This window comes from Pseudomonas sp. Sample_24 (assembly GCF_004307605.1).
Classification (GTDB): domain Bacteria; phylum Pseudomonadota; class Gammaproteobacteria; order Pseudomonadales; family Pseudomonadaceae; genus Aquipseudomonas.
In genome coordinates this window covers 1-1,493 of record NZ_RCNW01000088.1, presented here as the reverse complement: position 1 = coordinate 1,493, position 1,493 = coordinate 1, and the positions used below count along the sequence as shown (strand labels likewise).

The window sequence follows — 1,493 nt, the reverse complement described above, 5'->3', positions numbered from 1 at the left end:
TGTAAGCCCCCGCCGTACTCGCCAGGCTGATCGCCAGCGCCGCCATCTCTTCCTCGCGCCCCCAACGCTTCATGGGGATCAGCGCCGTATCCTCGGCCAATGCCTGCTTATCATTGCCGATATGCTGGGTCATCTTGCTCGGGAACCGTCCCGGTGCGATCACGTTGACGTTAATGTGCTGGCTGACCAGCTCCCGCGCCAGGATCCGCGACAATTGGTGCAGTGCGGCTTTGCTGGGGCCGTAGGCGTAGGCCTGTTCGCCGAAGGAGGAAATCCCCGCCACCGACCCGATGTTGATGATCCGCGCCGGGTTCGCTTCGGAACCTGCCTTGCGCAGCAGCGGCAGGAACTGCTGGATGCAGTTGAACACCGAAGTCACGTTGAGCTGCATGACCTTTTCCCAGCCCTTGATGGGATAGCTTTCCAGTGGCGCGCCCCACGTGGTGCCGGCATTGTTCACCAGAATGTCGAGATGGGTGATCTGCTCGCCCAGGCGTGTGGCCAGTTGTTGCACGCCTTCTTCCGTCGCCAGGTTGGCAGCTACGGCATGGCAGCGCCCAAGGGCACCGAGTTCGTCAGCGGTTTGCTGGCAAGCTTCGGCATCGCGGGCGCAGACATACACGGTCGCGCCAGCCTCGACATAGGCCTTGGCAATCATTTTGCCGATACCACGAGTGCCGCCGGTCACCAGAGCGGTGCGGCCTTGCAGGGAAAAGTAGGGGTGCATGGCGAATCCTGAGAACTTAAGGGTCTCTACACCCTAGTCGTCAGCCGCGAGAAGCGGAGCCACTATTTTTGCGAGGAATGAGCATCCATACAGGACTGCCCTTTCTTTTGCAGGCGCACATCTTGCTGGCGATAGCGTCCTCAAGATCGCCATCGCCAGCAAGCTGTGCTCCTACAGGGAGTGAGCATCCATACAGCTTTGTGACGCCATCCCTTGTAGGAGCAAAGCTTGCTCGCGATAGCGTTTTCGAAATCGCCATCGCCAGCAAGCTTTGCTCCTACAGGGACGCGGGCGGGCGATTACTGCGGACGCACGCGCAGGGTCAGGCCCTTGAGGAAATTGCGCAGCAACTGGTCGCCGCACGGGCGGTAGTTGGTGTGGCCGAATTTGCGAAACAGCGCGCTCAGCTCAGGCTTGGACACCGGGAACTCGGCCGCCTTGAGGATCGCGTGCATGTCGTCTTCCTTGAGTTCGAAGGCCACGCGCAGTTTTTTCAGGATGATGTTGTTGGTCACCGGCACTTCGATCGGCTGCGGCGGACGGCTTTCGTCCTTGCCGCGCTTGAAGATCACCAGGCCGTCGAGGAAATGCGCCATGACTTCGTCCGGGCAGCGTACGAAACCTTCCTCGTCCTCCTCTTTCTTGTCGAGCCAGGTCACCAGGTCTTCGAGCTTCACATCCATGCCACCGAGCTTGATGATCTCGATGACTTTCTTGTCGCTGATGTCGAGCATGTAGCGCACGCTGCGCAGTACGTCGTTATGAA

General features: G+C 59.9%; 2 protein-coding genes. Both read right to left on the bottom strand.

What is annotated here, in order from left to right; translation table 11 throughout:
- The coding region (locus tag D8V06_RS04060) for an SDR family NAD(P)-dependent oxidoreductase (protein ID WP_130930492.1) at positions 1–727 on the bottom strand (727 nt) is incomplete at its 3' end.
- A 299-nt stretch (positions 728–1,026) separates the two neighbouring features.
- A partial coding sequence (locus D8V06_RS04055; protein ID WP_130930491.1) for a DUF1456 family protein occupies positions 1,027–1,493 on the bottom strand: 467 nt, incomplete at its 5' end.